Here is a 26,474-nt window from a genome sequence, read left to right on the forward strand (position 1 = left end):
TTCGTGGAGGAGCCCGATGCGTTTGGCAGTCCGGTTGACCGCGCAGGCGTGGGTGTCGAGCCTGGCGCTGCTGATGCCCCTGGTGGCGTCCGCGCAGTTCGATGACGTGGACACCTTTGCGGCCGCCGAGCCCGAGCGCGGCTGTCCGAAGCGCCCGGCCGTGGTGCCCTTCACGGCGCGCAACCTGGTGGGGCTCAAGGGCTCGGGCTGGCTGGCGCATCAGGCCATCATCCCGGAGTCGAAGGACCGCTTCTTCGCGGAGGGCGAGCGTGACCGCTCCGGCGTGAAGCTGGTGCCGGAGGATGTGGACGTCCGGAAGCTGGGCGCGCCCGACCCGTCCGTGCCCTTGTGGGTGTTCGGCAAGGCGGACTCGGCGGCCTGCCGCGCGGTGCCCGTGGTGTGGTGGGCGGTGCGGATGGGGACGGACGCGGACCGCAAGACGTACCTCATGTCCGAGCTGCAGGTGGACTGCGACGTGCTGCCCCCGGGCCGGCTGTCGGGCACGCCGGTGGCGCTGCGCCAGAAGGACGCGCCCACGGGCTGCAAGCTGCGCCGCGCCGATGACAACTCCACGAGCAAGGAGGGCCGGGGACTGCCCCTGGAGTTGTCGGACGTGATTCCCGAGCGCGCGTCGTGCGAGGCCCCGGAGTGCCAGCGCGAGTGGGAGATTTTCAGCAGCCGGTGGGATGACGGCAGCGCCGTGTTCGACATCCTGGTGTCGTGGATGAAGCGCGACGGGAAGAAGGACCCCTGCGAGTGGGCCACGGAGGACCACACCGCGCTGCTGCTCCGGCCGGCGGGTGCGCTGGCGCCGCTACCGCTGCGCGGCGGTGGTGCCTTCTTTGGCGCGCTCTATGACGGCACCGGGCTGCGCACCGTGCTCAGCCGCGACCTGGGCGTGCTCCACGTCCACGACGCTGGCAGGCCCAAGGCGGCGCCGAAGACGGTGCGCTACGGCAGCCCCACGGAGGAGGAGCTGGCGTTCGGGAAGCGCACACTGTCGTCGTGCAAGCAGTAGGGGCGTCGGGGGATTGAGTCCTTGGATTGGGCTGGGAGAGGGGGCCGCTGGGGCTCCAGCAGCGTGCCTGTTCCATGCGCACTTTCTCTCGCGGGGCTTGCATCTACGCGGTGGCGGAGCCCGCCGTCACTTATTGCGTCCCCTTGTATGTGTTAGCGAGTTCGAGGAAGTCGAGCATGTACGGGTCGCGGAACGGTCCAGCTACCACACGGGTGTCAGCAGCGCTCAAGGGGCTATGCGCAAGCTCCACCTCGTCCGGAGGGACTTTCATGGAGACTGGAACCACGTTCTGAATCCACGGTCGGATGAGTCCGTGCTGTTCGCGTCCTTGAGTTCCGCCGCAGGTCCTCGCCCGCGGCGGCCCTTGAGCGCCGCGGCTACAGCTCCAGTGACTGCTCCACTTTGCGCTGCTCCGCGCGGACCGCCAGCTCCTGGGACAGGTAGGGGGTGAGCCGCGCGCTCTGGTACTGGAGGGAGAGGCCGCGCGCTCCGGGCTGCTGCGTGCCGGTGAGCACCAGGTCCGTCTCGGCGTCCTTCCAGGTGGACTCGAGCGCGTAGTCGTAGTGGGCGGTCAGCGCATCATTCCGCGCATCAGCCTCCCGCTGGCGCTCGAAGGAGCCCACCGCTGGGGTGGGGGACCGGTAGCCCGAGCGCGCCGCGTGGTAGTTCGCCGAGGCCTCGGAGAGGTTGTTGCTCATCTCCACCAGCGCGAGGTGTTGGGCCGCGTCGAGGGCGGAGTCCTCCCTGGAGGCCGGCTTGCCGTACTTCATGCTCAGCAGCTCCTCCAGCGCCCGGAAGTCGCCTCGAACCGCGCCCGGTGTCCGGAACCGGAGCGAGACCTGGGCGAGCTGTCCGTCGGCGAAGACGTAGTCGATGACGGCGGGGCGGTCCGCGACGACGCCGAGGGCTCGCAGGTCTCCCCACGCGTTGGACGGGAGGGCGCCAGGCGCGACGGCCAGGACCTCCGCTCGCGTCATCCCCCAGCGCGTGTCCTGGAAGCCGTTGACGCTCCGGTACTGCTCCCGTTCACCCTGCTCGCGCTCGACGTCCGCCAGCCGGATGGCGTCGCGGCGTTCGAGCAGCGCCTGGTGCTTCGCGGAGGTGCCGCAGGCGGTGGTGACAAGGCACAGCGGCAGCAACAGAGCGGACTTCCAGCGCATGGGCGGCTCCTCTGGCGGCGGGGTGAGGACGTGACGGCCCGCCACCGCCGATATTCAAAGGGGCCCGCACATCTCTGAAAGCATCAGGTCGCCCCGGCCGCGTCTTGCGTCCACTTCCCGCGCCGGGTGGGCTCCTTCAGCGCCCGGGCGAGCGCCGCGAGGAAGCGCCTGCGGGGCCAGTTCTCCGCGCCGAAGCGGGCCAGGTGTTCGGTCTCCACCTGACAGTCGATGAGCTGGAAGCCCCAGCCCTGGAAGCGCTCCGCCGCGGTGACGAAGGCCACCTTGGAGGCGTCCGGGGCCAGCGCGAACATGCTCTCTCCAAAGAAGGCCGCGCCCAGGGACACGCCGTACAGGCCGCCCTTCAGCTCGCCCTGGGCCCACGCCTCCACCGAGTGCGCGAAGCCCGCCTCGTGGAGCGTGACGTAGGCCTCCATCATCTCCTCGGTAATCCAGGTGCCCGCCTGCCCGGGCCGCGGCACCCGGCTGCACTCGGTGATGACGCGCCGGAAGGCCGTGTCGTAGCGCACTTCATAGACGCCGCGCGCCATCGTCTTGCGCAGCGAGCGGCCCGCGTGGAGCGCGTCCGGCGTCAGCACGAAGCGCGGGTCCGGCGAGTGCCAGAGGATGGGGTCCCCCTCGCTGTACCAGGGGAAGATGCCGCGGGCATACGCGGCCAGCAGCCGCTCCGGACGCAGGTCACCGCCCACGGCCACGACGCCGCTCGTGTCGGCGCGCTCCGGGGGCGGGAAGAGCTCCGGGTGCTCGTCACTCAACAGGTAGATGGGCACGGCGCGCCACTCTACCGGGAGACGTTCAGCTTCACCTCGCCCGTGAGCGAATAGGGCACGCGCAGCAGCGGGCCCGTCACCTCACCCATCACCCCATAGGGCAAAAGCCCCTTGGAGATGAGCGCCTTCACCTCCGGGCCCCAGGTGTCCTTCGTCACCGCCAGCTCCACCGGGTACACGCCCGTGGCGGACGCGTCCACGGTGTCCGCCCGCGCCAGCGTGCCGCTGCCCAGCGTCTTGCCGGCCACCGACGCCGTCCACGTCAGGCCCTCCAGCCGCAGCGGGAAGGGGTTGGGGTTGCGCACGCCCAGGCGGAGGTTGAGCTGGACCTCCTCATCCGAGTAGCGCGCCCCGTCCAGCTCCTCCACCACCACCGTGGGCAGCCGGGGCATCCGCGCCGCGCGGCTGGCGGCGAAGGGAATCGTCTGCTCCTGGCCCCCCGAGCGCACGATGAGCGTGCCGCGCAGGGCGAGCAGCAGCGTGCCTCCCTGGGCGCTCAGCCGCGCCAGGTCGTCCGCGTTCTTCACGTAGGGCGCGCGCTCCTCGAAGGAGACGTCCGCGGGCGCGCCGGGCGTCAGCGCCACGTCCAGCTTCGCGGTGCCCGTCTTCACCACCTGGCCGTCGGCGACGAGCTCGTAGTCGGCCCGCTCCACCACCCCCTCCCCGGGGCTGGTCACCTGGGCCTCGTAGCGCAGGAGGGCGTCGGTGAGGCCCTGGGACGCGACGACTGTCCGCTGGGCGGTGAGGACGGCGGGACTGGAAGGCCGGGTGGGGGCGGAGGCACACCCCGCACAGAGGGACAGCACCACGGCCAGTCGGAACATGGGCGAGCGCAAGCGCATGACGCTAGACAATGTGGCCACCCCCAGGAGTCCTCTCAAGGGCTTTTCCGCTAGACTGTCCACCAGCCGTGGCCCGACGCCGCCCCAACTTCAACAAGACGCTCCGCTCCCTCATCCGGGACATCGCGGCGAAGATGCCGGAGTTCGGGCATGTGAAGGCGGGCCGCATCCTCGTGGTGGCCGGCGAGGCCCGCCGCGCCTCCCGGGGGACCGTGAAGCCCCTGTGCTTCCGGGGCGGGAAGAGCACGGACCGCACCGGACGCCGCAAGCCCATCATCCGCATCCAGGGCACGCGGATGCTGTACTGCGTCACCCTCCGGCCGCTCTTCTTCCGGGGCTCCACCGCGCAGGCCCGCGTGGAGACGGTGATTCACGAGCTCTTCCACCTGTCGCGCCGCTTCGACGGGACGCTGCACGCCGGCCGGCGCCATGCCGTGCTGGGGCGCAACTTCTCCCGCAAGCTCAAGCCGCTGGTGCGCCGCTACCTCAAGCTGTGCCCCCCGGAGCTGCTGGCCGCCATGGCCCACTCTGGCGAGGTGCGCATCCTCCAGTGGCTGGAGCGGCCCGGCCCCGCCTACCACCCCGGCGGCCCCCGCCGGGTGCGCAAGGTCTACACCGAGGAGCAGCTCTACTTTGGTGTCGCTCGCATGGTGACGCCCAAGGTGCGTCTGGCGCGCGACACCTCCGCGCGCTCCAAGGTTCACTGAGCGGCGCGCTCCCACACACCCTGATTCTCGCAGGGACGGTTTTTTACCAATCATTTGACTTTGAAAATCACTATCAATATCGTCGCCGCGTTTCGAGCCAGGAGCGGTGATGCGCGACGGTTGCCACGGTGAAGGCGGGGCGGAGGAGCTGCGCTGCATGTGCGGCAGCCTGCTGGCGCGGTTGGTGCCGGAGGGCGTGGAGCTCAAGTGCCGCCGCTGTCACCGGACGCGGGTGGTGCCCCTGGAGCGGACGCCGCCGGAAGGTGGTGGTGCGCGGGTGAGCGGCTCCGGCCGCTGACGTGTGCGTCGTTCCCGGGCCGCGCGGGCCCGGTGCAGTGAGGTTGTTTCCTGAGGCCCGAGGCCCTTGAGCCCAGCGCCCTGCAGGGCCTTCGCGTGAAAGGCCCCCGGCCTCGCGCCGGAGGACGCAGCATGGCGTGGCGTGGGTGTTTGCTCTTCTTGGCCTGTGCCATGCCGTGGACGGCGTGGGGCGGTGGCAGTGAAGCGCCAGCCGCCGAGGTGGCTTCCCGCGAGGATTCCACCGCGGAGGCTCCGTCCGACGCGCGGGTGGCCCAGGCCGATGCGGGGCCGCAGCCCGCGTCCGCCGAGGAGGCGCTGCCGGAGGCGCGCACGGTGGTGACGGCGTCGCGCTCACCGGAGCGGCTCGAGGATTCAGCGGTGGCCACGGAGGTCATCACCCGCTCGGACATCCTGGCCAGCGGGGCGCGGGACGCGTCGGAGTTGCTCGCCGCGCATCCAGGGCTCCAGGTGGTCCAGACGTTCGCGGGCGCCACGGTGCAGTTGCAGGGCTTGTCGCCCGAGTACGTCCTGGTGCTGGTGGATGGCGAGCGCGTGGCCGGCCGGGTCGCTGGAAGCGTGGACCTGTCCCGCCTGTCCACCGAGGACATCGAACAGGTGGAAGTCGTGAAGGGCCCCTCGTCGGTCCTCTACGGCAGCGACGCGGTGGCGGGCGTGGTGAACCTCATCACCCGCCGTGCTCGCCGGCCGCTGGGCGCCGAGCTGCGCGCCTCCTATGGCTCCCTGCAGCGACTGGAGCTGGACGCCACCGGCGAGGCGAAGGGTGAGGACTGGGGCCTGCGCCTGAGCGGCGGTCTGGCGCGGCGGGACGCGTACCTCCTGGACCCGACGAGCATCGGCACCACGGGCAGCAGCCTGGATGGCATTGACGCGTCCGCGGGCGGAGACTTGCGCGTCAGCGAGGGCACGGCGCTGCAGGCCAACGCCACCTATGCGCGGCGGGTGCAGCGCGGCGTGGACGTGGGCGTGACGGGCGCCACCTTCGACCGCGCCAGCCGGGATGACTCGCTCTCCGTGCGCCTGTCTCCCCGGTGGACGCTGTCCCACAACGCCTCGCTGCGCGTGGATGGCGCCTATGCGTGGTTCAACCGGCGCTACCTGAGAGACCAGCGCCGCTCCAACGCGTTGGACACCATCGAGGACACGCGCGAGCAGCAGGGCCGGCTGGGCGCGCAGCTGGACGCGAAGGTGGGAGACGCCCACGCCTTCGTGGCGGGCGCGGAGCTGCTCGGTGAATGGCTGCGGGCGAACCGGCTGGGCGAGGACGGCACCGGCCAGCGCGCCCGCGCGTCCCTCTACGTGCAGGACAACTGGACCCTGGCGCCGCGCTGGAAGCTGACGCTGGTGCCGGGCGCGCGCGTGGACACGGACACGCAGTTCGGCACGGCGGTGACGCCGCGGTTGGCGGCGCGCATGGACCCGGCGTCCTGGCTCACGCTGCGCGGCAGCTATGGCTGGGCGTTCCGGGCGCCGGGCTTCCAGGAGCTGCTGCTCGACTTCGAAAACCCCAGCGTGGGCTACCGGGTGCACGGCAATCCGGACCTGCGCCCAGAGCGCTCGCGCAGCTTCAACCTGTCGGTGGAGGTGAAGCCGGCGGCGTCCTCGCTCCTGTGGGTGAGCGCCTTCCAGCACAACCTGCGGGACATGATTGGTGTCTCCACGGAGCTGGTCGGTCCGCAGCAGCTCTTCACCTACGTGAACATCGCGCGTGCGCGCGTGCGCGGCGGTGAGCTGGGCGTGCGCCAGCAGCTGCCGGGCCGCGTCTCCGCGGAGCTGGGCTACACGCTCACCGACGGCCGTTCTGAGGAGACGGGGCTGGCGCTGGAGGGGCAGGCGCGTCATCGCCTCACCGCGCAGGCCACCTGGCGACACCGGACGTCGGGCCTGGAGGCATGGGTGCGCGGCGCGCTCGTGGGGCCGCGCCCCTTCTACCCGGACACGGACGGTGACGGCGTCGCCAACCCGTACGACGCGAAGACCTACGTCACCGTGGATGCCCGGCTGGGCTGGCGCCTGCGCGAGGAGCTCCAGTTCTTCGTGCTGGGCACCAACCTCGCGAACGCGGGCAACCCCACCGACCTCCCCATTCCTCCTCGCGCCGTCCAGGCCGGCCTCTCCGCCCGGCTCTGACGCTTCCTTCCACCTTTCACTCACTCAAGGAGTCCTCATGTCCCGCCTCTCTCCCCGTTCCTCCTTCCTGGGCCGCACCGCCGCCGCCCTGCTGCTGGCCGGCTCCCTGTCCGCGTGCGGCGATGACCTGGAGCTGCCGCCCGGCGACACGCAGAATCCCGACCCGCAGGAGCCGGGGAATCCGGATGAGAACGCGCCGACGGATGGCACTCACGTGAAGCACGTGGCCAACGATGACGGCTCGTACACCACCACCGTGAACGCGACGAGCAGCGCGGACTGGATTGGCCTGGACCTGGACCGGGGCGCGCAGGTGAGTTCCTCCGAGGACACTGTCTGGGACCTGGCCTTCAACCGCTTCAACGTCCGCACCCGGGGCGGCGTGAGTGGCACCGGCGACGTGGCGGTGGCGGTGCTCCCCGAGACGGACTTCGCGGCGGTGACGCAAGCGCCGGCGGAGGGCTACGTCGCGGATGCCGAGGACGGCCCGGACCGGGGCGAGGACCCGGACAGCGCCTTCCAGCAGGGCGACGGCTGGTATGCCTATGACATGACGACGCACGCCCTCACGGCGCGTCGCAATGTGTACGTCGTCCGCTCCGACGCGGGTGACTACTTCAAGGTCGCCATGCAGTCCTACTACGACGACGCGGGCACGCCGGGGATGCTGTCGTTCCGCTGGGCGAAGGTGCCTGGCCCCGCCTCCAGCGGCAGCGCCGTGACGCAGCCGTCTGTGTACTGAGCTTCCTCCCGCTTCCAGGTGTCCAACATGAATCAGACCGCGAACGCTGATGTCGTCTCCGAGCCCACCCGTCTGCGCCAGCGCTGGCAGACCCTCCGCGAGGAGCAGCCCCGCACCCGCATCCGTGACGCCGCCGAGCAGCTGGGGGTGAGTGAAGCGCAGTTGCTCGCCACGGGACTGGGCGAGAGCGTCGTCCGGCTGGACCTCCGGCTGGACGCGCTCCTGCCTCGTTTCGAGTCGCTGGGGCGGGTGATGTCGCTCACGCGCAACGCGCAGGCCGTGCACGAGAAGCGTGGCACCTGGCGCAACATCGAGCTGCACGGCAAGCAGGGGCTGGTGCTGGACGAGGAAATCGACCTGCGGCTGTTCTTCTCGCGCTGGAGCTTCGGCTTCGCCCTCCGCGAGCCGCACGGCGAGGGCCTCCGTCGCAGCCTCCAGTTCTTCGACGCGTCGGGGACGGCCGTCCACAAAATCTACGTGGAGGAGGCCGGGCGCGAGGAGACGTTCGACGCCCTGGTGAAGGAGTTCACCCACGCGGAGCAGTCGCCGGTGCTCAGCATCGTCCCGGCCACGCCCGCGGCGGCGCCCAGGCCCGACAGTGAGATTGACGCGGAGGGTCTGCGCTCCGGCTGGCGCGCGCTCCAGGACACGCATGAGTTCTTCATGCTGCTCAACCGCTTCAGCGTGGCGCGCACCCAGGCGCTCCGCCTGGCCGAGCCGGAGCTGACCACCCCGGTGGCGCCGTCGTCGCTGACGTGGGTGCTGGAGAAGGCGGCCGAAGCGAAGCTGCCCATCATGATTTTCGTGGGCAACCCGGGCTGCATCCAGATTCACACCGGCCCGGTGAAGAACGTGAAGCCGGTGGGCCCGTGGATGAACGTGCTGGACGCGGACTTCAACCTCCACGTCCGCGCGGACCACGTCCACTCGGCGTGGGTCGTGCGCAAGCCCACGCGGGACGGCGTCGTCACCTCGGTGGAGCTGTTCAACGAGGCGGGGGACAACATCGCGCTCATCTTCGGCAAGCGGAAGCCGGGGCAGCCCGAGTCGCCCGAGTGGCGGGCGCTCGCCGAGGCGCTGGCCCAGGCGCTGCCCGCGAGCGAGGTGGCGCGATGAGCCGCGCGTCCGGACTGTCCTGGCTCTTCATGGCGGTGGCCTCGCTCGCGCACGCGGCGGCGCCGGCGCCCGCGAAGCCCCAGGCGGCGGCCAAGGCCCCGGCCCACGCGGCGAAGCTGGTCACCATTGGCCCCGCAATCACTGAAACCGTCTTCGCGCTGGGCGCGGGCGGGCAGGTGGTGGGCGTGGACGACACCAGCCTGGCGTTGGAGGCCGCCCGGAAGTCGCCGAAGGTGGGCTACCAGCGGGCGCTGTCGTCCGAGGCCATCGTCGCGTTGGGGACGTCGCAGTTGCTGGCGTCCGAGGAGGCGGGCCCCCCGGGCGTGCTCGAGCAGCTCAAGGCCGTGGGCGTGGACGTGGTGGTGCTGCCGAACAAGCACACCGTCGACGCCACGCGTGAGCGCATCCGGACGCTCGCGCGGCGCCTGGGCAAGGTCGAGCAGGGGGAGGCCCTGGTCAAGCAGTTGGACGCGGACCTGCGCAAGGCGCGGGAGCGCACGGCGGCGCGCGAGGACGCGAAGCCGCCGAAGGTCCTCGCGCTGTACGCGCGCGGGGCCAACGTCCTCATGGTGGCGGGCACGGGGACGGCGGCGGGCGAGCTCGTCACGCTGTCGGGCGGCGTGAATGCCATCGCCGGCTATGCGGGCCACAAGCCGCTGACGCCGGAGGCGGTGGTCGAAGCGGCGCCGGACTTCATCCTCATGCCGGCCAGCTCCCTGGAGCCGGTGGGCGGTGAGGCAGGCCTGTCGCGCACGCCCGGCCTGTCACAGGTGCGCGGCTGGCGCCTCATCACCGTGGACGACGTCCACTTCATGGGGCTGGGGCCCCACCTGGGCAAGGCCGTGAGCCGCTTGCAGGATGGGTACGCGGCCCCGGCTGGGGGCCGCAAATGAGCGCGTCGGGGATTGCGCCCGTCTCCGCCACCTGCCACGCCCAGGAGCCCCTCCCGCCGGCAGCACCGCGTCCGTGGCTGCTGCTGACGGCGCTGCTGCTGGGCGTGGCGCTCTTGTCGCTCGCCGTGGGCGCGGTGACGGTGCCGCTGCTGGCGCTGGCGGGCAGCCTGCTGGAGCGGGTGGGCCTGGACATCGGCCACAGGCTGGAGTCCGTGCCGCAGGCGGTGCTGCTGACCATCCGCCTGCCGCGCGTGGCGCTCGGCATCATGGTGGGCGCGGTGCTGGCCACCAGTGGGGCCGCGCTGCAGGCGTTGTTCCGCAACCCGCTGGTGGAGCCCGGCCTGCTGGGCACCTCCAGCGGCGCGGCGCTGGGGGCGGTGGCGGCCATCGTCATGGACGTGGCCCTCAGCGCCCACCTGGGCTCGCTGCGGATGCTCGCGGTGCCGGGCGCGGCCTTCATGGGCGCGCTGGGCGCAACGCTGCTCGCGCATCGGCTGGGTGGGGGGGGCGGTCGCACGGAGACGGCGCGCATCCTCCTGGCGGGCGTGGCCGTCAGCGCGGGGGCGGGCGCGGGCATCGGTCTGCTCACGCAGATGGCCACCGACGCGCAACTGCGCTCCATCACCTTCTGGACCTGGGGCAGCCTGGCCGGCGCCTCCTGGGACGTGGTGGGGGCCGCCACGCCCCCGCTGCTCATCGCCCTGGGCCTGCTGCTGCGTGAGGCGCGCACCCTCAACCTCCTGCTGCTGGGGGAGCGCGAGGCGTGGCACCTGGGCGTGGACGTCGAGCGCCTCAAGCGCCGGCTCATCCTCGCCGCGGCCCTGGGCGTGGGGGCCGCGGTGTCCGTCACCGGGGTCATCGCCTTCGTGGGCTTGCTGGTGCCCGCGCTGTTGCGGCTGGCGCTGGGGCCGGACCACCGGCGGCTGCTCACCGCGTCCGCCTTGCTGGGGGCCTCGCTGCTGGTGGGCGCGGACCTGCTGGCTCGCACGGCGGACATCCCCTCTGAGTTGCCCGTGGGCGCGCTCACGTCCGTGTTGGGCGTCCCCGTCTTCGTCGCGCTGCTGTCGCGCAAGGGGGCCATATGAGCCTGGAGGTGCGTGGCATCGAGGTGTGGCGGGGCCGTGGGCGGACGCTGGGGCCCATGGACCTGGCCCTGCGGCCCGGCGAGGTGCTCGCCGTCGTGGGGCCCAACGGCGCGGGCAAGTCCACGCTGCTGTCCGCCATGTCGGGCGAGCTGCCGTGCTCGACGGGCGAGGTGCTCCTGGACGGCCTCCCGTTGTCGCGTTGGAAGCCGCGGGAGCGGGCCGTGCGTCTGGGCGTGCTTCCCCAGGAGTCGTCGCTGAGCTTCGGCTTCACGGCGCTGGAGGTGGCGCTGCTGGGGCGGAGTCCGCACGCGAGCCGCGCTGAAGGCAGCGCGGACCTGGCTGCGGCGGTGGCGGCGCTCGATGCCACCGACGCGCGGCACCTGGCTTCGCGTTCGTACCTCACGCTGTCGGGGGGCGAGCGGCAGCGGGTGCAGCTATCGCGGGTGTTGGCTCAGCTCTCCGAACCGTTGGCCTCCGGACACCGCTACCTGCTGCTGGACGAGCCGACGGCGAGCCTGGACCTGGCCCACCAGCACCTCGTGCTGGAGGCGGCGGCACGCTTCGCTCAGGAGGGCGGCGCGGTGCTGGCGGTGCTGCATGACCTCAACCTGGCCGCGCGTTACGCGCACCGGATGGCCGTGCTCGCCGAGGGCCGGGTGGTGGAGCTGGGCGCCCCGGCGAAGGTGCTCTCCCAGGCGTTGGTGGCCCGCGTCTTCGGCCTGCGCGTGCAGGTCGTCGAGTGGCCGGGCTTGCCCGGTCCCCTGGTCATCCCGGAGGGTCGCACGCCGCTGCCTCCCTGAGCACGGACGGAGCCGTGCCCGCTGGCTTCAGCTCCCCGCGGGACAGGTCCTGGGCGTCGGTGCCCCTCCACACCGCGCGTGATGACCCAGGGCCTCTCCCGTGGGGGGCGCCGTTGCGTCACCCTGGCGGCAGACGGGCAGGGGAGCCTTGGCCTGCCCGGTGCTCCCAAGTCGCACACCGGGCGTGCTGTCGTGCCTCCCCGCCCCGTCTCCCTTCGGCGGGCGCGGAGGTGCCACGGCATTGCGTTTCGAAACGGCGGTGTGGTGCCTGGGCATCCTCGTGCTGGCGTGCGGGCCGGAGCAGGACGGGCCGCCATGTGATGCCGCCTGTGTGCCGGAGGACACGGTGTGCCGCGCCCGCGCGTGTGCCTCCGCTCTTCCCGGCGAGGCCCTGCGCACCGCGGCGGATTGTGTCTCCATGCCGGTGGGGGGGCGGTGTCTGGGGACTCGCATCGTGGAGCGGTGCGTGGAGGGCGTGCATCTCCAGGAGGATTGCGGTGCCAACGAGGCCTGCGTGCTGGAGGGCGGAGCCCACTGCGCCGCGGGCGCGGCGTGCCTGGACGGCGGCTCGCGGTGCTCGGCGGACGGTGTGTGGCAGGCCTGTGTCCAGGGGCAGTGGCGTGCGCGCGCGTGCGCGGCGGGCTGCGTGGAGACGGAGGGGCGCGGCTGGTGTGGCGCGCCCGGGCCCACGCTGAGCGGCACCGTGCGCTACGCGCGCCGGTTCCCGGATGCCGACTTCACCGGATGGTCGGCCGAGGCGGAGTGGGTCCCGGCTGGAGGCTTCCTCGTGGCCTCGTATCAGGGGGCCACGCTCATGGACTTCCAGGTGTCGGGCCTGGATGGACGGTTCTCGGTGCGGGTCGCGGCGCAGCCTCGGGAAGAGGACCGCATCGTCGTGTACGCGGCAGGGCTGGGCTCGGCCGCGCGCGTGGCCTGCGCGGTGGCGGACCCGGGACAGCGAGGGGCTCGGGAGGTGACGGAGGTGCCGGGCAGCGCGGCGCGCATCTGGAGTTGGTCTCAGTCCACGCGCGCGGTTGCCGGACAGGGCGTCTTCTCCATCGCGGAGGCGGACGGCTCCGGAGCCGCCTCCGTGTTCAGCGCGCTGCGCGCCGCGTGGCACGAGTCGCGGGGACGGTATGGCCGCGCGGGACTGCCTGTCGTGGTGTGGCTCGGCTTTGGGACGACGTGGTCCTGCGGCGCCTGCTTCGCGCCGTGGCCGGTGACGGCGGCGGGGCGGACGTGGGGCGCGCAGGTGTGGCTGCCGGGGGATGGCGACGCGGCCTGGTGGTCGGAGGCGATGGTGCTGCACGAGCTCGGGCACTGGGTGATGGCCAGCCATGGCACCAGTCCGAACGAGGGCGGCCCGCACTACCTCGGCGTGCCCACCTTCCCGGGACAGGCGTGGAGTGAGGGGTGGGCCACCTGGTTCAGCGCGGACGTGCGAGGCAGTCCCCGCTACTTCGACAGGCAGGGTGGGACGATGTTCTGGATGGACCTGGAGGCGCGCCGGCCCGCGACGGGTGCGTGGACGCGGCCCCGTCCGGAGGCGGGATTGCTGCAGAAGCTGGAGGTGAGCGAGGTGGCCGCCATCCTCTACCGACTCGGCAAGGGCACGTCCTCGCGGCAGCCGATGTATGAGGCGCTCGCAGCCCCCGGTATGAACGCGGCGCCGTGGCGACGGGGCTACCAGCGGCACCAGTGGCGTGTGGAGGCGGGCCAGTTGGTGGACGTGGCGCGGACGGACATCCCCGCTCCCTGCCTGGCGGACTTCCTGGACACGATGATGTGCCAGGGCTTCCCGCGCTGGGTGATGGACGCGGCCACCGAGCCGGAGTCCGCCTACCCGTATCTCAGTCACTCACCGCTGTGCCAGTGACGCCGCGGAGCATGTCGATGACGACGCCATGTCACGGAGAGGCCGCATGTTGCTGACGCGCAAGCGAGTGGCGGGCGTCGTCCTGGCGCTCGCGCTGGCGGGAGCCCTGTCCACGGGCGTGGCTTCAGGGGTGGAGCGCCTCCGCGGCAAGACTCGCAAGCGCCTCGCGCCGTTCGCTCATCAGGAAGCCGTGGTACGCACACGCGTCACCGGGGACGCGGCTGTGGTGCGGGCGCCGGTTCTCGCGGACCTTGCCCTGTCTCCGATGCAGGGAGGTGTCTCCGCGCGCAGTGCGCTCTCGGCGCCTCCCGCGTCGGGGCACCGCGCTGCCCGGACGGAGGAGGCACGAGGCCATGGTCATGCGCCTTGGACAAGCCGTGGTGCTTCTTCATCTGCGGAGGATGCACGGCCAGCGGACGACGCGCCGACGCTGGGCGCTGCTGGGCATGCGCACGCCACCGGTCCGGGAGCTGGGCTCACGGCGAGGCTTCCTTCGCCCCTGCGCGTGAGCTGGACGGTGGTGGCGTCCTCGCCTGGGCAGGTGTGGCTTGTGGCTGAAGTGGAGCGGCGCGCGGGCTTCGAGGCACCCGTTGAAGTGCGGCTCTCGCTTCCTGCCGGCGCCACGCTGACGGAGGGCGCGGCCGCCTTCACCGTTCCCCCTGGAGTGGGGGAGGGCGTGCGCTCCGTGCCATACGGCGTGGCCTTCGAGGCTGGCACGCCGCCCTCGGAAGACCTCGTGCTGGTGGCGCATGCGGAGGGCGCGTCCTTTGGCGTGCACGCGGAGGCGCGCCATCGATTCGGCCGGACGCTTGCGCTGGAGCCCCAGCCAGTGCCCACGGGGCCTGAGTTGCCCGCCGTGCTCATGACAGCGGACGGCACGCCTTCTGGCTCAACGGATGAGGAGCCCTGACAGAGAGGGGCCGGGCCGAGGTTGGCAGGTCGCTGTTCGGAAATGTCGGGGGTTTTGGCGGCGGTAAAAGTCCCGACATTTCCGAACAGTTATCCACCGGGCTGGCGCCCGACCCACGAGGAATGAAACGCGTTAGCCTGCTCGTGGCGTAGGCACAGAGGTCGGCGCGTCATGGGTGCAGGTGAGCCCGTCGAACAGTTGGCCCCGGAGCCAGGTGCGCACCCCGAATCGTCGCCATCGCGCACCCAGCGGTGCGCCAAGAGTCAGGGGCACGAGCCTTCGTCGAGGAGCCGCATTGGAGACTGCTGCGCTGGTGCTGGTGTTGTCGTCCGCGCTCCTGCACGCGGCTTGGAGCGCGCTGCTCAAGCGTCATCCCAATCCGGAAGCGGGCGTGGTGAGCGTCATCTCCGTGGTCATCCTGGCCAGTGGTATCTGGGCGCTGGGGATGCGGGGCCCCGCGTTCTCCAGCACGGAGGGGTTCGCCTGGGCGCTATGGGCGGGCGTGTGTGAGAGCGTGTACCTCGCGGGGCTCGCGCGGTCGCTGCGTCAGGCGCCACTCGGACTCGCGTACACGGTGTCGCGTGGCGGTGCGATGCTGCTCGTCTGGCCCGTGTCCGTGGTGTGGCTGGGGGAGGCGGTGTCCCCGTGGACGGTGTCGGGCGTGGTGATGCTCTGCGTCGGGCTGGCGGTGATGAACCTGTCCCGCCCCTCGGGGCCCACGGGGATGGGAGTGGCGTGGGCGGCCCTGTCGGCGGTGGGAATCGCGGGCTACCACTTGAGCTACAAGATGGCGTTGGGGGCGGGCGCGCAGCCTCCTGCGTTGTTCGCCACCGGCCTGCTCGTCGCGCTGCCCGTGCTCCTCCTGGAGCGAGGCCGTCAGCAGGGGTGGGCTGCCTTCCGCCGGGAGGCATTGCTCGCACCGGGGCTCGTCCTGACGGCGGGGCTCATCTCCGCGCTGTCGTTCGGGCTGTTGCTGACGGCGCTGGCGGGGGGCGGGGCGGGAGCGGTGCTGACGCTTCGAAACACCTCCATCGCCTTCGCGCTGGTGCTCGCGGCGCTCCAGGGTGAGCGCCTGGGCCGACGACAGCTGTCGGGCGCCGCGCTCGTCGCGGTGGGCGCGGTGTTGCTGGGCGTGCCGACGTAGCTGGGCTCACCCGCGGGACTGCGCGGGCGCGATGCCCGCACACGCTGCCGTGGGCCCGCGCGCGGCCTACGGCGTGGGCGCGGACGCCGTCAGCCGCTTCAGCGCGTCCTTCGCATCCGGGTGGTCCGGCTGCAACTGCACGGCCCTCTTGTAGGCGTCCTTCGCCTCGTCGAGGCGCTTCGTCGCCTCCAGCAACTGTCCGAGCGCGTTGTGCGGCTCGGCGAAGTTCGGGTCCGACTGCGCGGCGCTGCGGAAGGACTTCTCCGCGCCCTTCGTGTTGCCCTGCTGGTACAGCGTGTGGCCCATGTACAGCAGGCCCAGCGAGTGGCGTGGGTCCACCGACAGCACGGATGTCAGCGCCTTCTTCGCCTTCGCGCCGTCGCCGCCACGCAGGTAGATGAAGCCCAGCTCCGCGCGAGCCTCCAACTGCGCCGGGTCCTTCGCCACCACCGCCTCGAGCTCCGACACGGCCAGGTCCGGCCGCCCACGCCGCGAGTGGACGATGCCCAGCCGCGCCAGCGCCGCGGTGTCGGCCTCTTCGCCGTCCTGCGGTTTGAGCAGCCCCTCCGCCGCCACATAGTCGCCCATGGCCAGCAGCAGGTCCGCGAGCGCCAGCTTCGCGGCGCGATTGGCGGGGTCCTCCTCCAAGAGGGCCTTGTAGAGCGGCTGCGCCTTCGCGCCCACCCGCTTCTGCGCGTACACATCCGCGAGCGCCAGCCGGTTCTCCGGCGTGGGGGAGAGCTTCACGCCCACTTCGTACTCGGCGATGGCGCCATCCAAATCACCCTTGGCGCGCAGGGCCTCGCCATAGGCGGCGCGGGCGCTCGCGTCCTTCGGGAAGGCGTCCACGGCCGTCTTCAGGGTGGCCACCGCCTCATCCGCCTTGCCCAGGCTGAGCCACGCGCGAGCGAGTCCCTGGTACGCCTCGGTCGTCTTCTTCCCGTCCTCGGCGCTCTTCTCGATGGCCTTCTTGAAGGCCGCCACGGCCTGCTTCTTCTTGCCCTGCGTCAGGTACAGGTGGCCCAGTTGGATGTACGGCCCGCTGGACCGCTGGGGCTCCAGCACCACGGCCTTCTCAAAGGCCTTCATGGCCCGGACGTTGTCACCGAGCTGGTAGTACGCCAGTCCCAGGTTGAAGTGCGCCTCGGCGAACTTCGGGTCCGCGGCGATGGCCTTGAGGAAGGCGTCGGTGGCCTTGCGCGGGTCGTCCTTCCCGTTGAGCGCCACGCCCAGGTTGTTGTGCGCGCTGGCGTGCTTGGGGTCCGCGGCGAGCGTGCGCTGGTACTCGGCGATGGCGCCGTCCAGGTCGTTCTCCCGCATGAGGAGCACGCCGAGGTTGTAGTGCGCCTCGGTGTCACCCAGCTTCTGCCGGGTGGCCTCGCGCAGCGTCTCCTTGGCCTCGCCGTTGAGGCCCTTCTCCGCCAGGGCCTTGCCCAGATTCACACGGGCCACGTTGAGCTTCGCGTCCAGCTTCAGCGCCTCGCGGTAGGCCTCGATGGCGTCGTCCGTGCGGCTGGCGCGCTGCAGGGCCTCGCCCAGGTTGAAGCGCAGCTCCGCGTCCTGGGGCGCCAGCTCCACCGCCACCGCGTACTGGCTGATGGCCACGTCGCGCTCATCCAGCACGCGCGCCAGCAGGCCGCGCTCCGCCCGGAGGGTGGACTCCTCGGGGAAGGCGGCGATGGCCGTGTCCAGCACCGCGCGCGCCTGTCCCGGCTCCCCGGACAGCCGCAGCGCGCGGGCCAGGGCCAGCTTCGGCGGGATGAGGTCCGGCTCCTGGTCCACCAGCTTCTTCAGGGGCGCCACGGCCTTCTTCGGCGTGTTGAGCGCGAGGAAGGCGGTGCCCAGGCGATACAGGGCGTCCGCGTCATCGGGGGCCTCGGCCAACCGCGCGCTCTCCACGGCGGCGGTGCGCTCGAGCGTGGCCGTGTCGGGCTCGGCGGCCTGCGCGGTGAGGAGCTGGAGCACCAGGAAGCTGGCAGTCTTCATTATAGGTTCTCCACGTAGGGACTCGCGCGCGCGTCGAAGGTCTTCTTCGCGAGCGCCGCCTTCTTCGCCTCCCACGCCTCCCGCGCCGTCTTCTCTTCCTTCTCGTCTCCCGTGAGCTCGGCGCGCTCTTCCTTCACCTCCGCCTTGCACTCGGAGACCTGCTCCTCGAAGTCCTTCGGGTCCAGCCGCTCGCTGCCCTCGACCTTCGCCTTCCGGGCGACCTGCAGGCGGGCCAGCTCGAACTCCGCGAAGGCGCAGCGCAGCGCCAGCCGCTCCACGTCCCGCAGGCCCACGGTGAGCCGCTGCCGGGCGCGCAGATACTCCACGCGGGCCTCGGCCTCGGCGATGGCCAGCTTCGCCACCTCGCGGGACACCTCGTCCGACGCGCGGTCCACTTCATCCTCCGCGGCTTCCTGGCGTGAGCGGGCGCGGCGGATGTGGTCGCGGGCGCGGCCAATCTCATTGTCGGCCTCGTCCACCTTGTCGATGGCGAGCGCGAGGTTGTTCTCCGCCTCCAGCAGCTCGATGCGCGCCTCGTACGGGAGCTTCTTCTCCAGCGAGTCGGGCACGCGCATGTTGTAGCTGGCGCCGCACGCGGAGAGCAGGGGGAGGGTGAGCAGGACAAAGCGCTTCATGGAACCGTCGCCTCGAAGCTTCCGAAGATGGTGCGCCCGGAATAGGTGTGGGTGCCGTTGACGAACGTGACGTGGAACTCGCCGGAGATGCGCTGCCCCTGCTGACTGGGAAGGGCCTTCACCTTCAGCCCACCCACCCGCAGCTCCGGGAAGGTCCGCGCCGGCTCATCCAGCACGTTGCGGCCAATGGCGCCGCGCTGGGCGCCGTTGGCCAGGACTTCCGCCAGGTTGACGTCCAGCGAGCCGGTGTAGCCCTCCGGGAGCATGTCCTGCACCCGGGCGCTGACCTTCAGCACCGTGTTGGTGCCCGTGCCCTGCTGGGTGACGAAGTTCACCGCCAGCTCGCCTTCGGCCAGCTGCGCCTCCGCGCGGTCGTAGCGCAGGTCGAGCAGCGACGTCACGCTGCCCTCCAACTGCCCGCCCTCGTCGCCACAGGCGCAGAGGGCGGCGGTGAGCAGGACGCCGAGCCACGATGCACGCGCGGGCCTCACTTGCATGCCTTCCACCCGCCATCCACGTCGTTGCCGCCCAGCGAGGCCACGTCCTTGAGCACGGCCAGCTCGCGGCGGGCGCCGTCCACGTCGCCGAAGCGGCAGCGCAGCGCGGCCAGGTTGAGGCGCGCCTTGCCGAAGGTGGGGTCGGAGTCCATGGCGCGGCCGTAGGCCTCGCGCGCGCCCATGGCGTCACCCATGTGGAGCAGCGCCAGGCCCAGCGCGGAGTGCGCCGAGGCCCGCGTGTCCTGCAGCTCCGTGACGCGGCCCAGGGTGAGCTGCGCCATGCCGTACTGGCGCGCGTCCAGGTAGGCCAGCCCCAGCGCCTCCAGCGCCTCCGCGTTGAGCGTGCGCTCGGCCTTCTTGCGCAGCTCCTCCAGGGACGCCGGCTGCGTGGGCGTTCCCGGCTGCGGCACTGGCAGCGCCGCCGTCTCCGCGCGGGCGCGGCAGCCCACCACCGCGGCGCTGAAGACCTCCAGGGACTCGGCGCGGGACAAGCAGGCCTTGAACGCCTCGTCGGAGCGCGCCTTCAGCGGCGTCACCTGCTCCTTCACCGCGGCCCGGAACTGCTGCGCCTCCGCGGCGGAGAGGCCGGCGGGAAGGGCCGTGCTCTCCACCACGTCCGCGATGTGGCCGTACGCGAGCGCCAGCCGCCACAGCGAGGCCACCGCCCACTCGGCGTAGCCCAGCGACGCGGCCTGCGTGTAGATGCCCTCCATGCTCTGGAGCGCGGCGACCTTCTCCTCCACCTGGTCCGCGGGCAAGTCCCTGTAGCCGCGGTAGAGGATTTCGCCCAGGTACCACAGGCCCTTCGCCGCCTCCTCGGTGCCGCCGTTGGGGCCCTGCACCGCGGTGGTGAGGGTGGCGATGAGCGCGTCGGCGGGGGCGGTGGGCGCGGTGGTGGCCTGCACCTCGGCCAGCACCGCCGCGGCGGCGGCGCTGTGGCGGTCCAGCTTCAGCGCGGCCTCGGCCGCCGTCTTCGCGCGAGCGAAGTCCTTCTGCTTCAGCCGCGTCTGCGCCAGCAGCACCAGGACGTCCGCCTTGCGCGCGCCAGCGATGTCTGCGGCGGCCTCCAAGTCACGCGCCGCCTCCTTGTGCTCGCCCAGCGCCATGCGCAGCCGCGCGCCGGCCAGCCAGCCGTCCACGGCGGCGAAGTCGCCACCCAGCTTCTGGCCCACCTGTTCGAACCAGCCGGCCGCCTCTCCGAACGCCGCGGCCTCCGCCGCGTGCCGGCCCAGCGTCAGCAGCACGTCCGACAGGTACTGGCTCTTCGGGTAGTCCTGCACCAGCTTCGCGCCCAGCTCGCGCTCGGCCTGCATGTCGCGCTTCTCGCGCGCCGCGGTGAACGCGCCGTAGAGCGCCTTCTCGCCGATGTCGGTGTTCTTGTTCTCGTCGGCGACCTTCACCAGGCCCTGGATGACGTCGCCCGTCTCCTGGGCGCTCTGCAGGGCCAGCTCGTCCAGCGCCTCGGCGCGGCTCTGGGTGAGGATCTTCTGCACGTCCGCGCGGAAGCTGGCCGGCAGCGGCGCGCCCAGCAGCTTCTTGCCCGTCTCGTCCAGGCCCTTGAAGTCGTTGAGCTGCCGCAGGCTGTCCAGCGCCAGGTTGCCCGCGACGGGGGCTTCCTTGTGCTGCGGGTGGCTCAGCGCGAAGGCGGTGAAGAGCTCCGCGGCCTTCGGGTACTCGCCGTCCTCGTAGTAGGCGCGGGCGATGTTGAACTTCACCACCAGGGCATTCTCGCTGCGGGGGAAGCGCGACACGAAGTCGGCGCCCAAGAGCTTCATGGCCTGACGCGCGTCCGCCACCTCGAAGGCGTTGCGCTTCTGCGCCTCCTCCGGCTTGAGCGTGGAGAAGTGCGCCAGCAGCGCGGCGTTGAGGGCCTCCTCCTCACCCTTCGCGTCCTTGGCCTTCACGTGGTAGCGGGCCAGCTCCTCGAACTGGCGCGCGGCCTCGGGGTACGCGTTGGCGGAGAACAGCGCGTCCGCGCGGTTCTTCATCATCGTGCGCACGTGCTGCTGGGGCCGGAAGAGGCCCAGGTACGCCTGATAGGCCTCCGCCGCGCTCACGTAGAGCGCCTTGTCGTTCTTCTTCTGCGCCTCCACGTGGAGCAGGGTGGAGAGGTCGCGCGCCATCTCCTCCAGCTCCACCAGGTGCTTCTTGCGCTCGGCCTCCAGCAGCTCCGGGTCCGTCTTGCTCTGCACCGCGGCGCGCACGAGGATGCGCAGGTCCTCGGCGTCCGGCAGCACCTTGCCCTTGGAGGCCTTGATGGCGTCGTAGAGCTTCTGGCCGCGCTCCAGGTCCAGCTCCGGGTCGTGCTGGATTTCCATCAGCTTGCGCAGCGCGGGGATGGCCCACTCGTACTGCTGCTTGATGAAGTAGCGGTTGCCCAGCTTGTCCAGCGCGAGCGCGTAGGTGGCGCGGCTGTCGCTGAGCTTCTCGAAGTAGTTGAGCGCGCCCTTGGCCGGCTTGGCCTCGGTGTAGCTGTAGACGAGGTCCAGCAGGGCCTCGCGCTTGACGTTGAGCGCCTTCTTCACGTCCACGCCGGGCAGCGGCGCGCTGGCGGCGGCGGCCTCGAAGAAGGTGACGGCCTCCGCGTGCTTGGCCTGATTCACCCGAATCCAGCCCATCTTGTAGCGGGCCAGGTCGTGCACCGGCGAGGGCGGGGCCTCCAGAATCGCCTGGTAGTGCTTCTCCGCCTGGCCCAGGTCGGCCTTGTCGAAGAAGTGGTCGCCCAGAATCTGCTCGGCCTCCAGGCGCAGCGGGCTGCCAGGGAACTTGCGCGTCAGGTCGCCGAGCGTCTTGAGCATCTCGTCGAACTGGCCCAGCTCGCGCTGCTCGTGCGCCAGGTAGAACGTCACCTGGTCGCCGTCCTTGAAGTCCGGGTACTCGCGCAGCAGCCGGTAGTACAGCTGCACGGCCTTCTGCTTCATCAGCCGCGTCTCGGGGGAGACGATGGCGCCGCTGGCCCCCTCCGGCCGCGTCTCTGCCTGGAGGTAGTACACGTAGCGGCTCTTCTCCACGTAGAGCTCGGCCAGCCGGAACTGGAGGTCCGGCAGGTAGGGCGCGTTGCGGCTCTTGGAGATGAGGCGCTCCGTCTCGCCGAGGGCGCGGTCCACCTTGAAGATGTCGCGCTTGAGCTTGGCGATGAGCTCGTCGCGCTCCTTGGCCTTGGAGACAATCGGGTTGATGCCCGGGCCGGGACGTCCGGCCCCGCCCGGGGCGGCCGCGAGCATCGCGGCGGCAATCAGGCCCGTCAGGTGGCCGGTCATGGCGTCTCCTCGATGCAGCGGCTGTCGATGCGGACCCGGTAGGAGCGCAGCTCGTCGTTCCAGTACTCGCCGTCGAAACGGTAGGCCGTCTGCGTGGGCGACAGAATCTGCTCGTCCTCCGGCGCGACAATCCGCGCGCCCTTCTTCACGCGCTCGTACAGCTTCAAGCCCACTTCGTACTCCATCAGGCGCACCTGCTCGGCGGCGCGCAGCAGCGTGTCCGCTTCCTGGCGGACGGCCTCGGCCAGCCGCGCGTCATGGACGCGGACCGCCTCGGCGCGGGACAAGTCATAGAGCTTCGTCAGGTGCGAGAAGAGCCGGTCGCCGAAGCTGCCGGCGTAGCGGCCCAGCCGCTCGCCCTCCAGCTCCAGCGTCTCCAGGAAGCGCGCGGCGCGCTGGGTGCTGCCGTGGGCGTTGGCGGCGCGGCGCAGGCGCACGTCCTGGGTGAGGTCCTCGCGGTTGCGCACCGCCTCCAGCGAGTCCGCGAAGCGCCGCGTCAGCTCCTTGGCGGCGCGCTTGGCCGGCAGGTAGTGGCACAAGTCCCGGTAGATGAGCGCGCGCAGCAGGTACTTGTCCGGCATGAACTCGTCGCGGAAGGACGGCGCGTCCAGCGTGGTGAGGATGCCCAGCGACGCGCGCAGCTCCCCCAGCTTGTAGCGGGTCCACGCCTCCTCCAGGTAGAGGCTGGCGCGGCCCGGGTCCAGCTCGGGCAGCTTCACGCGGTCATACGCCTCCAGCGCGCCCTGGAAGTCCTTGCGCTCGTAGCGCAGGCGCGCCACCGCCAGCGCCGCCTCGTTGCGCGCCTCGCGGGTGAGCTTCTCGTCCTCGGACAGCGCCAGGAAGTCGGCGATGATTTCGTCCGACGGCTCCTTCACCTGCTTCAGGCGGGTGACGAGCAGCGCGAACTTCGCGTGGCTGGCCTCGGCGGTCGTCTCCGACAGCTTGGCGAAGTGGGTGTTGGCCCAGCGCTCGTTGCCCACGCGCAGGTCCACCAGGCCCTGCTGGTAGTGCGCATACGCGCCCGTGTCTTCCGGGAGGAAGCCCAGGTCCAGCGCGCCGAACACCTGCTGCTCGATCATCACCTCGTCGTGCGGCCGGTCCGTCAGCGCCTTGAGCGTGTCCAGGGCGCGGGGCAGCGCGTTGGGGTTGGAGCGCTCGCGGGCGATGCGGGCCAGGTATGAGGCCCCCGCGTGCGTCAGCCCCAGGTCGATGAGGCTGCGCGCGAGGAAGTACTGGCCCCAGGCGTAGTTCTCATCCGTCTTGGGGGCGGCTTGCAGCCAGGCGTGGAGGGGCCCCGCGGCGTCGCGCGGCTTGCCGTCGAAGTAATCCTTGAGCGCCTTGTCGAAGACGCCCGGGTCCACCTTCTGCGGCGCGGGAGGCGGCGCTTCCTCGGCCGCGGCGTTCGCGGCGGGCTTGCCGGCGTCAGCGGCCTCGGCCTTGGCGTCTGAGGGGGCCGCGGCCGCTCCTCCCGCTGGAGGCGAGCCCTGCGCGGGAGCGGGGGACGTGGGCTGCGCGGCGGCCGGAGACTGCGCGGCGGCGGGCGCTGGAGACACGAGGAGCGCGGCGCTGGTGAGCGCGGCGATGAGCGAGCGGGAGGTCATTCCGTGGCGCCAAAGTTGAACGCGGTTCCGAACTGGATGAGCGGCACCTGGATGACGCGCGTGGGGCCGGTGAACACGGTGTTGTTCGTCACGTCCAGGCGCAGCGACAGCGTCTTGCCGGTGAAGAGGCGCAGGCCGAGCCCGACGTTGACGGCGGGCTTGAAGCCGCCGTCCCGGTCGAGCTTCACCACCGTGCCGCCGCCCAGCAGGAAGGCTTCGATGTGCAGCACGGACTCATTGAGGAAGGCCATCTTCCCGTAGAGCGGGCTCCAGATGAGGTCCGAGCCCACCATCCACTGCACCTGGTCCTGGAATGCCGCGGCGTTGGGGGACGTGTTGAAGTCGCGCTCGAGCTGACGGCGCAGGCTGGTCTGCAGGTTGTAGCTGTACGTGCCGCGCCCGACCTGCCACCCGAAGGTGTCACTGAAGTGGTACGTGTACCCGACGGTGCCCACCAGGCCCTTGTAGTAGGCGTTGGCCGGCAGCACGCCCACGCCGAGCAGCAGCTCGTGGTGCATCCGGAATCGCCGCTCCTGGATGGCGGACACGGCGCCGGGATTCTCCAGCGCCTCGGCCTGCGCGCGGACGAGTCCGGGCGTCAGCAGCAAGAGGATGAGCAGGGCGTATCGCACGGTGGGGGCTTCCTGGGGGAGGACGGGAACGGACGCGCGGACTGAGGCCACGTCAGTAGCCGACCGAGTTGAAGAGGAACGGGTAGGTGATGATGACGACGCCACCCTTGGGGGAAGGGAACGTCCACGACTTCAGCTTGGAGAGGATGCAGGACTCGACGGAGGCATTGCGCAGCGTGGAGGACTTCGTCTTGGCGGCCACCACGCGGCCGCTCGCGCCGATGGTCCACTGCAGCACCACCTTGCCCGCGAGCCCCGGGTCCTTGAGCAGCGCGCGCTCGTAGCAGCCGTGGACCTCGTTGAGGTGGCTGTTGATGACGCGCGCCACCGCCTCACGGTCCACCGTGCCCTGCGTGGAGGCGATGCTGCGGGCCGTGGCGCGGGTGACGGTGCCGCCCACCTTGCCCTTGCCCACGCGGCCCGCGCCCAGCGCGCCGATGCCACCGCCGCCCTTGCCGCGCAGCAGCTCCGCGCCCAGCGTGGCGCCGCCGCCCTTGCCGCCGCCGCCCAACCCGAAGGTGCCCACGCCCGCGTTGGCGATGGGCGCCTTCCCGATGAGGCCGGACAGCTTGTAGTTGGAGTTCTTCACGTTCTTGCTGCCGGGGCCACTGCCGAGCTTGTCCACGGCGGCGAGCAGGTCCTTGGTGGCGGGTCCCGCGGCGGACAGCTTGGCCAGCGCCTTGAGCGCCTTGTTCTGCGGCGGGGCGGCGGCCACCGCCTGCTCGGGCTGCTTCGGCGGCGGCGTCTTCTCCGCCGGCTTGGGCGGGGCCTTCTGCGCCACCTTCTCCTTGGTGGGCTTCTTCGCCTGCTGCTTGATGGCCTCCAGCTTCTTCTTGGCCTCTTCCTTCTTCTTCGGTTCGGGCGCGATGAGGCGCAGCGCCACGGGGGGCAGGCTCTTCTGCTGGAAGTCCGCCACCTCCGGCTGGTGTGGCTTCAAGACGAGGAACGCGGCCATCGCGGAGGCGAAGAGGCCCAGGCACGTCAGCGTCAGCCAGGGCAGGCCCTTGAGCGGGTTGACGAAGACGCGCGCGGGCTTGGGCGCGGCGTAGGCCACCAGGGACATCTGCCCCTGCGTCAGGCGCGCGGCGGTGCCCTCGCGCAGCGTGAGGAAGCGGCGGCTGCCGTCGGACTCCAGGGCCGCGCCGGTGACGGGGGTGAAGCGGCCGTCACCCGCGCTCTTCTCCACGTCGGTGCCCGGCGGCACGAAGAGGCGGAAGGCGTTGTTGAGCGGCTCGGCCAGCGTGAAGGGCGCGCCCTCCGGCAGCGTGAAGCCCCACAGGGGCATGGCCCCCTCGAGGTCCAGCGAGGCCTGCACCGGCTTCTTCTTGTCCGGCGCGAAGCGGCGCGCGTCGCGGCGGACGGCGCCCCAGTACAGCTCCAGATAGAGCTGCGCGGTGCCCTTGCCGGACGCGATGCGCGGCGCATGTGTGGGCCGCGTCAGCGTGCGCTGCTCCTCCAGCAGCGGCCCGGTGGGCGAGGGGAGCGGATCAAGGGCGAGATCCGCCATCAGCTCGTCCGCGAACTGCATGCCCGGGTTGGCCACGGGGGCCGGCTCGGGCGCGGCCCTGCGGCGGACCGAGGGCACCGTGCTCGCCGGCACGCCCGCGGGGGCCTGCTGCGCGCCAGACACGGGGATGACGGCGGGCTGCGCCTGCGGGACGCCATGCGCGTGGGCCCCAGCGGCGTGGACGGCGGCCTGCTGAGTCACGGGCGGAACCACGGCCACCGCGGGTATGGGCTGCGCGGGCGTGGGGTAGGCCACCTGCGTCGCCACGTGGACGGGAGGAACCGCGGCGACCTGCTGTGGGGCGCGCGCGGCGGGCATGGTGGCGGACAGCGGAGGGACGCCCGTGGCGGGACGGAGCTGCCGCGCGGGGGCCGCGGCGTGCTGCTGCGGCGGCGCGTGCTGCGAGGCCGCGGCGTGCTGCGGCGGCGGGGCGAGTGGCGTGGGCGCCTGGGCCGCGCCAAGCAGCGCGGCGACCTCGGGAGGCGGCTGCGGCTTGGCCTCCTGCGGCTTCTGCGACAGCACGCGCGTCTTCAGGATGAACGGCCCGCAGAGGACCTCATCCACCGGCCGGATTTCACATGCGGAGACGCGGTGGCCATTGACGAAGAGCCCCGTGCTGGAGCCCGCGTCCTGCACCGCCGCGCGGCCGTTCTGGAAGTAGAGCAGGGCGTGCCGCGGCTCCACGGACGGGTCATCCAGGCGCAGGTCGGACGACAAATCCGAGCCGAGCGCATAGGTGCCCGGGACGAACACCTCGGTACCCACGAGGAGACCGTCGCGGAGGATGACGACTTGCAGGACGCTGGGCTGACCGCTCAACAGTGACGCTC

At 71.6% G+C, this 26,474-nt stretch carries 22 protein-coding genes; 12 read left to right on the forward strand and 10 right to left on the reverse strand.

Features of this window, described 5'->3' with window-relative positions:
* The first annotated feature begins 16 nt into the window (after positions 1-16).
* Positions 17-1,018 (forward strand): hypothetical protein, encoded by a 1,002-nt coding sequence (locus HV824_RS08675; RefSeq protein WP_176419132.1) that lies wholly within the window; start codon positions 17-19, stop codon positions 1,016-1,018.
* Between the two features lie 377 nt (positions 1,019-1,395).
* On the opposite strand, the gene HV824_RS08680 is transcribed toward HV824_RS08675, so the two are convergent.
* The 3 genes from HV824_RS08680 to HV824_RS08690 form a co-directional block, all read right to left on the reverse strand.
* A complete protein-coding gene (locus tag HV824_RS08680) occupies positions 1,396-2,178 on the reverse strand; it encodes a hypothetical protein (RefSeq protein ID WP_176419133.1) in 783 nt (260 codons plus the stop codon).
* Between the two features lie 83 nt (positions 2,179-2,261).
* Positions 2,262-2,966 carry a leucyl/phenylalanyl-tRNA--protein transferase gene (gene aat / locus HV824_RS08685; RefSeq protein ID WP_176419134.1) on the reverse strand — a complete coding sequence of 235 codons (705 nt, stop codon included), beginning with the start codon at positions 2,964-2,966 and terminating at the stop codon, positions 2,262-2,264.
* A gap of 11 nt (positions 2,967-2,977) precedes the next feature.
* The gene (locus HV824_RS08690) at positions 2,978-3,874 is read right to left on the reverse strand and encodes an LEA type 2 family protein (protein ID WP_176423067.1); all 897 of its coding nucleotides are present in this window, start codon (positions 3,872-3,874) and stop codon (positions 2,978-2,980) included.
* Between the two features lie 2 nt (positions 3,875-3,876).
* On the opposite strand from HV824_RS08690, the gene HV824_RS08695 reads away from it, so the two are divergent.
* The 11 genes from HV824_RS08695 (at position 3,877) to HV824_RS08745 (ending at position 15,526) form a co-directional block, all read left to right on the forward strand.
* The gene (locus HV824_RS08695) at positions 3,877-4,515 is read left to right on the forward strand and encodes a hypothetical protein (protein ID WP_176419135.1); all 639 of its coding nucleotides are present in this window, start codon (positions 3,877-3,879) and stop codon (positions 4,513-4,515) included.
* A gap of 109 nt (positions 4,516-4,624) precedes the next feature.
* Positions 4,625-4,813 (forward strand): hypothetical protein, encoded by a 189-nt coding sequence (locus tag HV824_RS08700; protein WP_176419136.1) that lies wholly within the window; start codon positions 4,625-4,627, stop codon positions 4,811-4,813.
* 131 nt (positions 4,814-4,944) lie between these two features.
* Positions 4,945-6,960, forward strand: a complete 2,016-nt coding sequence (locus tag HV824_RS08705) for a TonB-dependent siderophore receptor (RefSeq protein ID WP_176423049.1) — start codon at positions 4,945-4,947, stop codon at positions 6,958-6,960.
* Positions 6,961-6,997: 37 nt separating this feature from the next.
* Positions 6,998-7,702, forward strand: a complete 705-nt coding sequence (locus HV824_RS08710; RefSeq protein ID WP_176423050.1) for an HmuY family protein — start codon at positions 6,998-7,000, stop codon at positions 7,700-7,702.
* A gap of 27 nt (positions 7,703-7,729) precedes the next feature.
* Positions 7,730-8,818, forward strand: coding sequence for a hemin-degrading factor (locus tag HV824_RS08715; RefSeq protein ID WP_176423051.1), 1,089 nt, complete (start codon positions 7,730-7,732; stop codon positions 8,816-8,818).
* On the forward strand, positions 8,815-9,711 hold the full coding sequence (locus HV824_RS08720; protein ID WP_176423052.1) for a hemin ABC transporter substrate-binding protein: 897 nt from the start codon (positions 8,815-8,817) through the stop codon (positions 9,709-9,711). The genes HV824_RS08715 and HV824_RS08720 overlap by 4 nt, the downstream gene beginning before the upstream one ends.
* On the forward strand, positions 9,708-10,796 hold the full coding sequence (locus HV824_RS08725) for an iron ABC transporter permease (protein WP_176423053.1): 1,089 nt from the start codon (positions 9,708-9,710) through the stop codon (positions 10,794-10,796). Before HV824_RS08720 ends, HV824_RS08725 begins: the two co-directional genes overlap by 4 nt.
* Entirely contained in the window at positions 10,793-11,596 is an 804-nt protein-coding gene (locus tag HV824_RS08730; protein WP_176423054.1) for a heme ABC transporter ATP-binding protein, read from the forward strand. Before HV824_RS08725 ends, HV824_RS08730 begins: the two co-directional genes overlap by 4 nt.
* Before the next feature lie 241 nt (positions 11,597-11,837).
* Positions 11,838-13,472 (forward strand): hypothetical protein, encoded by a 1,635-nt coding sequence (locus HV824_RS08735; RefSeq protein ID WP_176423055.1) that lies wholly within the window; start codon positions 11,838-11,840, stop codon positions 13,470-13,472.
* Between the two features lie 550 nt (positions 13,473-14,022).
* Positions 14,023-14,382 (forward strand): hypothetical protein, encoded by a 360-nt coding sequence (locus HV824_RS08740; protein WP_176423056.1) that lies wholly within the window; start codon positions 14,023-14,025, stop codon positions 14,380-14,382.
* Between the two features lie 295 nt (positions 14,383-14,677).
* Entirely contained in the window at positions 14,678-15,526 is an 849-nt protein-coding gene (locus tag HV824_RS08745; protein ID WP_255207873.1) for an EamA family transporter, read from the forward strand.
* A gap of 66 nt (positions 15,527-15,592) precedes the next feature.
* Here HV824_RS08745 and HV824_RS08750 read toward each other — a convergent pair whose 3' ends face one another.
* The 7 genes from HV824_RS08750 to HV824_RS08780 are packed head-to-tail and all read right to left on the reverse strand — an operon-like array spanning position 15,593 to position 26,463.
* On the reverse strand, positions 15,593-17,512 hold the full coding sequence (locus HV824_RS08750; RefSeq protein WP_176419145.1) for a tetratricopeptide repeat protein: 1,920 nt from the start codon (positions 17,510-17,512) through the stop codon (positions 15,593-15,595).
* On the reverse strand, positions 17,512-18,147 hold the full coding sequence (locus tag HV824_RS08755) for a hypothetical protein (protein ID WP_176419146.1): 636 nt from the start codon (positions 18,145-18,147) through the stop codon (positions 17,512-17,514). The genes HV824_RS08750 and HV824_RS08755 overlap by 1 nt, the downstream gene beginning before the upstream one ends.
* Positions 18,144-18,653, reverse strand: a complete 510-nt coding sequence (locus HV824_RS08760; protein WP_176419147.1) for a hypothetical protein — start codon at positions 18,651-18,653, stop codon at positions 18,144-18,146. The genes HV824_RS08755 and HV824_RS08760 overlap by 4 nt, the downstream gene beginning before the upstream one ends.
* Positions 18,635-21,904: a tetratricopeptide repeat protein gene (locus HV824_RS08765; protein ID WP_176423057.1), complete on the reverse strand. Its 3,270-nt coding sequence runs from the start codon at positions 21,902-21,904 to the stop codon at positions 18,635-18,637. The genes HV824_RS08760 and HV824_RS08765 overlap by 19 nt, the downstream gene beginning before the upstream one ends.
* On the reverse strand, positions 21,901-23,505 hold the full coding sequence (locus HV824_RS08770; RefSeq protein ID WP_176419149.1) for a hypothetical protein: 1,605 nt from the start codon (positions 23,503-23,505) through the stop codon (positions 21,901-21,903). The genes HV824_RS08765 and HV824_RS08770 overlap by 4 nt, the downstream gene beginning before the upstream one ends.
* Positions 23,502-24,137 (reverse strand): outer membrane beta-barrel domain-containing protein, encoded by a 636-nt coding sequence (locus HV824_RS08775; RefSeq protein ID WP_163780492.1) that lies wholly within the window; start codon positions 24,135-24,137, stop codon positions 23,502-23,504. The genes HV824_RS08770 and HV824_RS08775 overlap by 4 nt, the downstream gene beginning before the upstream one ends.
* A 52-nt stretch (positions 24,138-24,189) precedes the next feature.
* Positions 24,190-26,463, reverse strand: coding sequence for an AgmX/PglI C-terminal domain-containing protein (locus HV824_RS08780; protein WP_176423058.1), 2,274 nt, complete (start codon positions 26,461-26,463; stop codon positions 24,190-24,192).
* Positions 26,464-26,474: the final 11 nt, after the last annotated feature.

Origin of the sequence: Myxococcus sp. AM009, assembly GCF_013372605.1 — a bacterium.
In the GTDB taxonomy this organism is placed as follows: domain Bacteria; phylum Myxococcota; class Myxococcia; order Myxococcales; family Myxococcaceae; genus Myxococcus; species Myxococcus vastator.

Bases quoted from the DNA above. Each gene is read 5' to 3' on its own strand.
- HV824_RS08725 (WP_176423053.1), top strand. From the start codon at position 9,708: ATGAGCGCGTCGGGGATTGCGCCCGTCTCCGCCACCTGCCACGCCCAG.
- HV824_RS08750 (WP_176419145.1), bottom strand. From the start codon at position 17,512: ATGAAGACTGCCAGCTTCCTGGTGCTCCAGCTCCTCACCGCGCAGGCC.
- HV824_RS08765 (WP_176423057.1), bottom strand. From the start codon at position 21,904: ATGACCGGCCACCTGACGGGCCTGATTGCCGCCGCGATGCTCGCGGCC.
- HV824_RS08675 (WP_176419132.1), top strand. From the start codon at position 17: ATGCGTTTGGCAGTCCGGTTGACCGCGCAGGCGTGGGTGTCGAGCCTG.
- HV824_RS08730 (WP_176423054.1), top strand. From the start codon at position 10,793: ATGAGCCTGGAGGTGCGTGGCATCGAGGTGTGGCGGGGCCGTGGGCGG.
- HV824_RS08705 (WP_176423049.1), top strand. From the start codon at position 4,945: ATGGCGTGGCGTGGGTGTTTGCTCTTCTTGGCCTGTGCCATGCCGTGG.
- HV824_RS08710 (WP_176423050.1), top strand. From the start codon at position 6,998: ATGTCCCGCCTCTCTCCCCGTTCCTCCTTCCTGGGCCGCACCGCCGCC.
- HV824_RS08700 (WP_176419136.1), top strand. From the start codon at position 4,625: ATGCGCGACGGTTGCCACGGTGAAGGCGGGGCGGAGGAGCTGCGCTGC.
- HV824_RS08720 (WP_176423052.1), top strand. From the start codon at position 8,815: ATGAGCCGCGCGTCCGGACTGTCCTGGCTCTTCATGGCGGTGGCCTCG.
- HV824_RS08770 (WP_176419149.1), bottom strand. From the start codon at position 23,505: ATGACCTCCCGCTCGCTCATCGCCGCGCTCACCAGCGCCGCGCTCCTC.
- HV824_RS08755 (WP_176419146.1), bottom strand. From the start codon at position 18,147: ATGAAGCGCTTTGTCCTGCTCACCCTCCCCCTGCTCTCCGCGTGCGGC.
- HV824_RS08680 (WP_176419133.1), bottom strand. From the start codon at position 2,178: ATGCGCTGGAAGTCCGCTCTGTTGCTGCCGCTGTGCCTTGTCACCACC.
- HV824_RS08715 (WP_176423051.1), top strand. From the start codon at position 7,730: ATGAATCAGACCGCGAACGCTGATGTCGTCTCCGAGCCCACCCGTCTG.